The organism is uncultured Eubacterium sp., assembly GCF_945980375.1.
GTDB lineage: Bacteria > Bacillota > Clostridia > Oscillospirales > Acutalibacteraceae > Eubacterium_R.
In genome coordinates, this window is sequence record NZ_CAMFQO010000036.1 from 1 (window position 1) to 10,270 (window position 10,270).

At 34.6% G+C, this 10,270-nt stretch carries 6 protein-coding genes; 1 reads left to right on the forward strand and 5 read right to left on the reverse strand.

The window, feature by feature from the left end:
* Positions 1-73: 73 nt before the first annotated feature.
* The 5 genes from Q0P34_RS07820 to Q0P34_RS07840 all read right to left on the reverse strand — a co-directional run bounded on the left by Q0P34_RS07820 (position 74) and on the right by Q0P34_RS07840 (position 8,726).
* Positions 74-2,647 carry a family 78 glycoside hydrolase catalytic domain gene (locus Q0P34_RS07820; RefSeq protein WP_291294494.1) on the reverse strand — a complete coding sequence of 858 codons (2,574 nt, stop codon included), beginning with the start codon at positions 2,645-2,647 and terminating at the stop codon, positions 74-76.
* A gap of 13 nt (positions 2,648-2,660) precedes the next feature.
* The gene (locus tag Q0P34_RS07825) at positions 2,661-3,527 is read right to left on the reverse strand and encodes a TIM barrel protein (protein ID WP_294955174.1); all 867 of its coding nucleotides are present in this window, start codon (positions 3,525-3,527) and stop codon (positions 2,661-2,663) included.
* Positions 3,528-3,543: 16 nt separating this feature from the next.
* Positions 3,544-4,872 carry a family 1 glycosylhydrolase gene (locus tag Q0P34_RS07830; RefSeq protein ID WP_294955175.1) on the reverse strand — a complete coding sequence of 443 codons (1,329 nt, stop codon included), beginning with the start codon at positions 4,870-4,872 and terminating at the stop codon, positions 3,544-3,546.
* An 11-nt stretch (positions 4,873-4,883) separates the two neighbouring features.
* A complete protein-coding gene (locus Q0P34_RS07835) occupies positions 4,884-7,094 on the reverse strand; it encodes a glycoside hydrolase family 2 TIM barrel-domain containing protein (RefSeq protein ID WP_294955177.1) in 2,211 nt (736 codons plus the stop codon).
* 75 nt (positions 7,095-7,169) lie between these two features.
* On the reverse strand, positions 7,170-8,726 hold the full coding sequence (locus Q0P34_RS07840) for an MFS transporter (protein WP_294955179.1): 1,557 nt from the start codon (positions 8,724-8,726) through the stop codon (positions 7,170-7,172).
* A gap of 142 nt (positions 8,727-8,868) precedes the next feature.
* Here Q0P34_RS07840 and Q0P34_RS07845 point away from each other — a divergent pair, with 142 nt between their 5' ends.
* Complete coding sequence (locus Q0P34_RS07845; protein WP_294955181.1) at positions 8,869-10,077, forward strand: AraC family transcriptional regulator; 1,209 nt, start codon at positions 8,869-8,871, stop codon at positions 10,075-10,077.
* Positions 10,078-10,270 lie beyond the last annotated feature (193 nt).

A 10,270-nucleotide genomic window follows, 5' to 3' on the forward strand; every position in this document is an offset into this window, starting at 1 on the left:
ATATATCCGAGAATATGCCGTCCGCTTGAGGCTCCTATGTCTATTGCTAAATAATATGTCATTGTGTTAATCCTTAAGAGAAAGTGTATTTTCCTGCAGTAACATTATGTTTTTCACCATTCGGCAAAATAATTTCTGCTGTGCAATTTGCAGGTATTTCAATTGAGTAAATAATACCGTTGTTTTTGTATTCCCATTTTGATGAAATCTTTCCTAAAGGCGAGTTATATGTGGCACTCGCAAATCCGATAGACTTGTCCGGATGGGGAGCAATTGTAATCTTGCCGTAATTAAGCTTTATTCCGGCAACATCTCCAAAAAGCCACCCGGCAATTGCGCCGTAAGAATAATGGTTTAGTGATGCGCTAACCTTATGATTCTCATCAATTCCGTTCCAGGTTTCCCAAATTGTAGTTGCACCTTTTTTTACTTCATAAAGCCATGAAGGAGCTGTATCCTGCAATAGAAGTTTGTAGGCAGTATCCGTATGACCGTATGAAGACAGAACACTGCATAAAAACGGTGTAGACAAAAAGCCTGTGTTCAAATGATAATTATTATTTTTCACAAGCTCATTTAAATTATCTGATGCAGTTTGCTTTTCTGATTGATTCAAAATATCTAAAGCAACAGGTCTAACATAGCTTGCTTGGCGATCAGAATTTATTTTTCCGTTCTTAACAAAATACGCACGATAAGCCTCTTTAATTTTTTCAGATAAATTCAAATAATATTTGCTTTCGGAGTCTTTTCCCGTTTTTTTTGCAGCCACACTTAAAAGATATGCTGAATAGGCAAAATATGCAGTGGGAACTTCAGGTGAGCCTTTCATAAGAGTTTGCTTAAGTGCATCCTTTGAATTAACATCCGGCTCCAGCCATTCTCCCCAATGAAATCCTGTATCAACAATATATTTTTTGTTTTTATCAATTTTAAATTTAGATTTAATACGACTTTTGTGGGCTCTTTTTTCACAGAAATCCACCCATTTCTTCATTGCACCATAGTTTTCTTTAACTATATCAGTACAGTTATACACCCTGCATAAAGCATTAGGTACTATAGTGATTGCATCTGCCCAACCTGCAGAGCCGTTAGATAATTTTTTAAAAAATCCATCCGGCTCACTATTAGGTGCAACACCGGGTATTTTACCGTCTTCAAGCTGATTTGCTCTAACTTCGTTTAACCACTTTCTAAATACCGGATAGCAGTCCATTAGATACATACCGGTATTAACAAAAGCAGCTGCATCACCTGTCCATCCCTGTCTTTCCCGTGTTGGGCAATCAGTAGGTATATCGGCAAAATTTCCTTTCATACTCCAAAGAGAATTTTTTACAAGTTTATTTACATCTTCGTTGCCGCAAACAAACGAACCGGTTTCATCCATATCGGAATATACTGCTTGCGCGGTGAATTTAATGTCATCTATATTAATATCTGTTTCAACTTTAACATATTGAAATCCGAAAATGCAAAATTGCGGTTTGTATTCGTTTTGCCCTTCCTTACATATATATTCAACTTGCTGATAAATCATATTTTCAGGCGTTGGAGCTTCGTGCTGAAAATTATCAATGGTAAAGTTTCCGTTTTCATCTAATCCTTCACCGTGAACAAGTTTGATTTTTTGACCTTGTTTAGCTTTGACTGAAAAGCTTACATAGCCGGCAATATTTTGCCCAAAATCAATTACGGTATCGCCGTTAGGCGTTTTAATAACTGTCCCTTCAAACTTTTCTTTTTCCTTTATGTGGACATTGTTACTGCACTTTAGATTCTGATAACCAAAGTTTTCTATCTTTACTTGATGAAATTTTTCTATCGCAAAAAAGCCGTCGCCGATAGTAGAATCAACCACTTCACCAAAATCAAGACCGTTTTTCAATATAGGCCCATATTGAGAAGCCTGCCAACTTTCATCTGTAATTAAAACGGAGGCTCCATTAATTTCCAGCTGTGCTAAAAGAGAAATATCATCACCAAATAAATTACCGTTTGGATTATTCATTCCGCTTTTGCCCCTGTACCAGCCATCGCCCAAAACAACTACTATCTCGTTTTTGCCTTCGTTAATCAATTCAGTAACATCATAAGTCTGATATTCCAAATTTACAGAATATTCTGAAGTCCCGGGCGTTAAAACATAATCGCCTACTCTTTGGTTATTGATAAACGCTGTATATAATCCGTGAGCGGTTATGTATAATCTTGATGTGCCTGTTTTTTCCACATTAAATGTTTTTTTCAAATAAGACGCGGGACGGGAGTTAACCTTTGTCAAATTTTCGATTTCAGGATTAATCCATTTTGCAACCCACTGATTTTTATCTAAAAATGCAGTTTCAAAAACAGTTGACTGTGTTTCACCCTGTACATCGTTTTCGTCAAAAAGGGTGATTTCAATAAGGACTCTTTGCCTGCTATGCAAAGGGCCTTGGAAATATGCAAACATATCCGATGTATGGCATTTATTTGTCGAATAAAATAAGTCGCCTTTTTTGTCATTACAATAGTTATAAGCATTTATAATATATGCAGTTTGCTGAATTCCATCATCGCAGTTCCAACTTATGTAAGGCTTTTTTATGTCGATGCCGATAGGACTTTTCAAATGTTCAACTTTAATATTAATCGCTTTCAAAATATGTCTCCTATTATATCTTTGAATTTAGATATTTTGCTGATAATTCAAGTGATTTAACGGGATTTTTATCTATCCAATTCTTGTGACTTTCAAGTATAATTGCTTCGGTATTGCAGGACTTTGCTTTCTCAATCAGTGAAGCTATATTCATATTACCGCAGCCAAGCTCCATGCTGTCATTTTTAATTATTGGAGTTATTGATGCAGAAGAAAGTCTTGAGCCCCTGTCAGTAATATGATAGCATCTCATTCTGCTTGAAAGTATATCTATTATATCAAGTGGATTAACACCTGCGTCGCAAGCCCAATATGAGTCAAACTCAAAGTTCACATATTCTTCGTTTGTTTCGTTTATCAGTAATGAATAAGGGCAGTTTTGAAGATATTCACTTTGCTGATTGTCAAAATGAACAAATTCAACATTGTGGTTATGATAGAGCAAGTTTATGTCATTCTTTTTTAACTCTTCGCCTGCTTTATTAAGACGCTGTACCAGTTTCTTGACTTCATTTTTATCATTATATGCAAAGCGATACATTCCGGTAACAACAATATTTTTAGTGTTAAATGAATGTGCCTCATTTATAACTGAATCAATATCATTTTCAATGCTGCCTAAATCTTCGTGAATACTGCAAACTTCAAGTCCCGATTTTTTAACAAGGGATTTCCAATCAAATTTTCCTGCTGAACCTGTAGGCATACCGGCGGCTTTTGTAAGCACTCTTACTATAAACGGCGTGGGCTTTATCATAAATCCATTTAATTCAATAGAGTCATAGCCTGCCGACTTAATAGAGTTTAACACATTTAAAGTATTTTCCTCGGTTTTGCACACCGAGCCTATCATAATTTGCTGAACTGCTTTTTTTATCATTTAAATCCCTCTTTTTTTAGCCTGCATATTTTCCGAGATGAGTTAGACTGTTTTTAGGTGTTCTTTCATATGTTGAGCGGTTAACCTCGCAAAGTCCGAATGTAAGAGCAAAACCTTTTTGCCATTCAAAATTATCAAGAAGTGACCAATAACAGTAGCCTAAAATATTTATTCCGTCCTGCTGACAAGACTGAATCCCATTTATTGCTTTATCGATAAAATTACATCTTATATTGTCATCATCAACAGCAATTCCGTTTTCAGTTACAATTATCGGCACATTTGGCATTTCTTTATTAACTCTGCGAATAACGTGTTCCAAAGCTTCGGGATATATTTCGTAATCCATTTGAGTCATTGGAACTCCGTTTTCGACCGGCACTATACCGTCTTTGTCATAAACAGTCCTTGTGTAGTTTTGAAGTCCAAAGAAATCATCATCTTTTATGTATTCAACATAATGTCCGAACTCTTCGTCCCAATTTTTCTTTGCCTTTTCTTCTCCGCCTTCTACACATTGAATATCATGAAGTGATAAAGTTATTCCTACATTTATTTTCGGATTGATTGATTTAATTACATTTTTTGCTGCTTTATGGGCATTTATAACTATTTCGTCTCCGGTTTCACCCGCTGCTGAAACAAAAGTATGTGGGTTCATATCCCCGAAAACCTGCATATTTTCAATGGCTGTTAATTTCATTTTTTCCATCGGATTTGAAAGATTTAATCCTACTTGAAGCTGACCTTCCATATCATTAGAATTGTCATTTTGCTCAACATTTGAAATTTTTGGTGTATTACCGCCTGTTTTCGCCATCATTTGCTTCATAAAGCGTTCCATAAGCGATTTAACCTGAAGTCGCATATTTGCTTCATTTATGGTGCAAATATAATTTACATCGTCCTTAATATTTTCAACGACATATTTTGTATAATTTGCAAATAGTTCTACAACTTCTTCGTTTTCCCATCCGCCCATTTCTATTAACCATTTCGGCGAAGTAAAATGATGTAATGTTATAATGGGTTCAACATTGTATTTTTTACAGCAATCAATTACATCTTTGTAGTGCTGTATTTCTTTTTCGTCAAATATCCCTTTTTGCGGTTCTATTCTAGCCCATTCAATGGAAAAACGATATGCATTTAGACCTGCATCAGAAAGCATTTTTATGTCTTCCTCGTATTTGTTATAATGATCTACTGCCTTACCGCTGGGTTCAACAAATTGGGAATTTTTCATTTGCTCCATTGCCCAATAATCAGAATATATATTATTTCCCTCAACTTGATGTGCTGATGTTGCGGCACCAAGTAAAAAATCTTTACTAAACTTTTTCATAAATAATTCTCCTATGCCTTCTTTATTTTTGAAAGTGCCTGAGCTATTTGCTTTGCCTCGTTGCTGCTTAATTCTATACCTGCTTGGGTTAAAAGCTTACTAAGAGGTTGACGGGCAACGACAGCCATCATAGCTTTAGGAATTTCAACTCCTTTTCCCATTCCGCCTGCCATTTTATTTCCTAAATTCTGCATCATTGCATCAAGCAGAGCTTTACCTTCATCCGTACTTTGAATTTCAGCCATTGTACTTGAAAGAGAAAGATAGTTGCTGTCTGCCTGCTCGGATTCTTCGGGCTTGTCAAACCAGTTTTTAACCTTTTCCGGTGAAGCAAAATATTTTGGATTCGGAGCAGTTACCTTTTGTATTTCAGCATTATCAACTAAACCGTTAGATTTGGCAATGATTTTGTGAATACCGTTGATAGGCACATTAAATTTGAAAATATGTTTGCCGTGCTTCGTTTCAAATTCTTCTCCGTCAACGAACAGGGTAACATCATTTTGGTTCGAATATACTTTTACTTCTGTAATTGGCTCAATTCTGTCATGATAACGCTTTGAGCAAATATGCACAAACGGTTCATCTGACCACCAAGCCTTGTAAATATAAAACGCATCCTTTTTTTCTTTGCGGTCAAATGTAACAAGCCCTTTATGGTTTTTTCCGGGATCTCCGGCTTCATTTCTTCCCGCTGCCGCAAATTCAAACATATTCCAACAATAGGTTCCCCATATATATGGGCGAGTCGAAAACATTTCAAGCATATGTTCATGGTAAATGGCTTGATAGCTTTCAGTAAAATCGCCCTTTTCGGGCTTTGGAGATTGTAAATTAATAACAGAATCTGCTCCGTATTCGGTTAAACCAATGGCAACATTGGGATGTTCTTTGTGAAAATCATCAAACCACTTGTCATTATCTTCCACATCTCCCACATACCAGCCGTAATATAAATTATAGCCTCTTAAATCAGGCAGGGTTATGAGAGGAGAATCAGTTTCAAGCATAAACAGATTTGCCATAGCAGATAATCTGCTTTTGTCCATTTCGTGAACCAAATCATTAAGTATTTTGTGATTTTCAATTAAGTCATCTGTTACGCCCTGTAATGTTATCTCGTTTGATAATGCCCAACAAATAATAGACGGATGATTATAGTTTTGCGTAATTAATTCCTTCATTTGAGAAATAGTGTTTTCTCTTGCAGTAGGCATATGAATAGTGATATATGGTATTTCAGCCCAAACAATTACACCTTTTTCATCACATAATTCATAAAAATAATTGTCATGCTGATAGTGTGCAAGCCTTATGGAATTTGCTCCCATTGAGAGAATTATATCCATATCATTCTCATGCATTTCCTTTGTTAAAGCGTTGCCAACACCTGCTCTGTCCTGATGCCTTGATACACCGTGAAGAGGATAGCTTTTTCCGTTTAAGAAAAAGCCTTTTTCACTGTCAATATAGTATTCTCTCACCCCGAATCTGTCATAAATTCTGTCAACAGGTTGTTTGTTTTTTGTCAAGGTTGCCGTAATGTTATAAAGATAAGGGTCTGCCAAACCATTCCACAGGTGAACATTTTTTATTTCTACCGAACCTTTTACTTTCCCTTTATTATTTTCATATGTAGGATACAGAACAGTTTTGCTGACAGAATCAATAGAAACAACTACTTCGTCTGCGTTACCTGCAAAATATGCTTCTATCTCAACAATGGCATTATTGCCTTCTATTCTTGGAGTTACATATAATCCTTTACCGCCATAATAATCCAAGTCGAAATGATTTTCATTTACGATAATAAGATTTACATCTCTGTAAATACCGCCGTAAAATGTAAAATCAGCTCTTTGAGGATATACCTTATCATTAGGTGAATTATCGACAAATACTTTTAAACTATTTTCATTCTTAAGATAATCGGTAATATCACTCCTGAAAGTAGAATATCCTCCGTTATGTTCTGCTATTTTTACATCGTTCAATAAAACAGTGCAGGACGAATTTACGCCATTAAATTCGATATAACAACGCTCATTGCTTTCTATCAGAGGTTTGCAAAAAGTTTTTTCATATGTGCATATGCCTCTGTAATATTCTTCAGGTCCTGTCTGACCGTCAACAGAATTCCAAGTATGGGGAATATTTACTTTTTCTGTTTTTCCTTCTTTCTTAAAAATCCAATTTTCATTAAAATTTATTGCTTTTCTCATATATGCTCCTGATAGTAAAGTAATGACAGATAATTTCTTTATGAAAATTATCTATGTTTTTAAAATTCAATAAAATTACTCTTCAGTAAATTCTATTACCGTTTCTTCAACTATTTCGCTTTTGTTTTCCTGTGATAATTTAGATTTTTTGTATGCTATGTTTGTCTGAACCTCTTCCATTTTTTCAAAGGTAAGATTGCTCTTTTTCATAGCTAAAATTGTGCAAATCCAGCCGATTATCGGAAATCCTATAAGAAGTACAACAGTAATAACTTTTACACCTACAGTAAGAGGATCGCCTTGCTGAGGCACAGTTGTTGTATAACCAATCAAGCCGATCATTGCAGTGGCAATGAACGCACCGAAAGAAGATATTGCCTTATCAACAAAGCTATATGTTGCTGATACAGCAGCGGGCATATATTTGCCTGTACGGTCAAACTCATAGTCAACTATATCCATACGAAGTGAATTTGTTGCCACACTTACAACCATTTTAGTTGCGTTTACCGCAAAATTTAAAAGTAAAAATACAATTGCGATTATTACACCCAAAGCTACTGATGATGCCTTCTTATTCATCAAATCGCCTATCATAGAGGCAGGTGCAAACAAAATAAATGCTGCGTAAATTATGTTAACAACAATACAAATTTTTGACCAGTCAACCATAACCTTTAAGCTGCCTTTTTTACCTGCAATTTTTGAACCAATAACTGCAAATATTATCGACGGGAGCATAGCAATGGCAGAAAGAATTGACGAAAGTGACATAGAACCTACGATTATACCGAAAAGCATTGTTGATACAACAGATGCCGAACCGATAGTTTGCGCAAGCTTGTCACTGCCGGCTGCAATAATATAGCGTTGTAATTCCTTATTACTCTTAATGAGATTAACCATATCTTTGATAGACGGTTTTTCTTCTTTTTCTTTTCCTATTTTAATGTTTTCAAAGTTTTCAGGCTTGTCAAATTTTGAAACACCTATACAAGACAGCAGATAAAATACAAACGAAACTGCAACAACTACAATGTTGAGAGTTTCAAAATATTGAGTAGACTGAATGTTGTTGAATTTTGGAAGAATAACAGACATTGAAACAACAGACATAATCATTGGAGCTAAATAGGAATATGCCGTATTCCAAACCGAAATGGTAGGTCTCTGTTTAGGATCGTTAGTTAAAACATTTGCATTGATTTGTCCTGAGATACTGCAAAATGTATAACCAATAATATAAATCACATAGCAAAGGACAAAAAATACTATTCCTAATGCACCTTCAAGATGAAGCTTTGGTCCGATATTGCACATAAGTGTAGTAGCAACTGACATAGTTGCCCATCCGATCATTGTGAAAAACCTTATTTTGCCGTGTTTACTCTTAAATCTTTCCATTACCAGTGCAATTATCGGGTCTGTGATACCATCGAATAATCTCGAAAATGTAATGATTACTCCTGTAACGGCAACAAGTATACCGAAATTTGCATTACCAATGTATGTAGCCGATGTCATTAGTACATAAAACACCATTTGACCTATACCGGTCATTGTTGTTAATGCGATTTGCCAAGTTTTCGCCCTGCTGTAAACAGGTGACGGCTTTGCGTTTTTTTCTTTCATAATTTTTACTCCTTTTCAATTTTTTAATGAAAACTTGCTTTTTGGTTGTCTTTAGTGTATCATTAAAAAAAAGAAACGAATAGAAAAATATTGTTAAGTATAGCAAAATATTATCATATTTATGTAATTTCGAGGTGTTATTATGGACTCAAGCTTGTTTGAAAGGTTGCTACACGTACTTCTGAAAACTCCTGTATTTAAACTCGATAATAAAGATGAACAGTTAGAACAATTTGAAAATGAGTATTGTTTTGATGAAAACTTGCAGCCTATGTTTACTAAAACAATTCTTCTTAATATTATTTCTGATGTAGAAAAAAATGTCATCTACGAAATCGCAGATGACATTAATGTCTATATATCTATATTTAACTTCGAGAATGAAATATATTTAGTGGGACCTTATGTAAGGGAAGAATATTCAAAACAAGATATTGATAATTTGTTGATAGAGTATCATCTTCCTTCTGCATATTCATTGTCACTAAAATTGTATCGCAACTCACTGTCTTTGATTTACCACAATCAGTTATATAATATAATTAATTCGTGTATTTACGCTTTTAACCCTTCAACTGCTGAATTTTTATATAAAAGACTTGAAAGCGACTTTTTTATTAACGACAACAATATTAAAAATATCAACTATGACGACAAAAATTACAGCAGTATTTACAGAAGATATGACAGTGAAAGAGCATTTGAACATTTGATTAGAATGGGAGATGTTGAAAATGTTATTGCTATGCAGCAAATAATGCTTGATAATGCACAAAATTCAGGCTTTTTGAAATCAAATACATCATATATAAATCCGGCTGTTAGTTTTGCCATACTTCGTACTCTTGCAAGAAAAGCAGCAGAGAGCAGCGGACTTTCTGTTGTAACTATTGATGAAATTACTCAGCGTTATGCACAGTTGGCAGATTCAGCTGTAACGATATCCAGGCAAGAAGAGTACTCAAAGAAAATGATACTTGAATTAACAAAGGCTGTTCGTGAACATCAGTTAAAATATTCAAATTATTCTTTGCCTGTTGTGAGAACGCTTGAATACATTATTTCTCATTTAAGTGACGAGTTAAAAATAATTAATCTTGCAAAACAGGTAGATATGTCTGTTTCAAATTTTTGCAAGTTATTTAAAAATGAAACCGGTTTAACTGTAAATGAATATATCACAACTCAAAGATGCAAAAAAGCCGCAGAATTTCTGTCTCAAACAAATTTTCCGGTACAAGAAATAGGAAGCTATGTAGGCTATGATGATAATAACTATTTTGTAAAGGTTTTCAAAAAAGTCTATAACACTACTCCTACACAATACAGAAAGAATCAAAGAAAAAAATAATGATGCATATGTTTTGTTAATGTATCATTACACGACCACTTATTGACACTTATGATTGAAAAGCGGTAGCATTACAAGTTGCTAACTGTTAATTTATTCTTTTCTATTGTTTTTGTAAAGCTTTTTTACAGGTGGTCGCCTAATATTTTTACTCACTTATCCAATTTTCTTAAAGCTTCAACTTGAAAATATC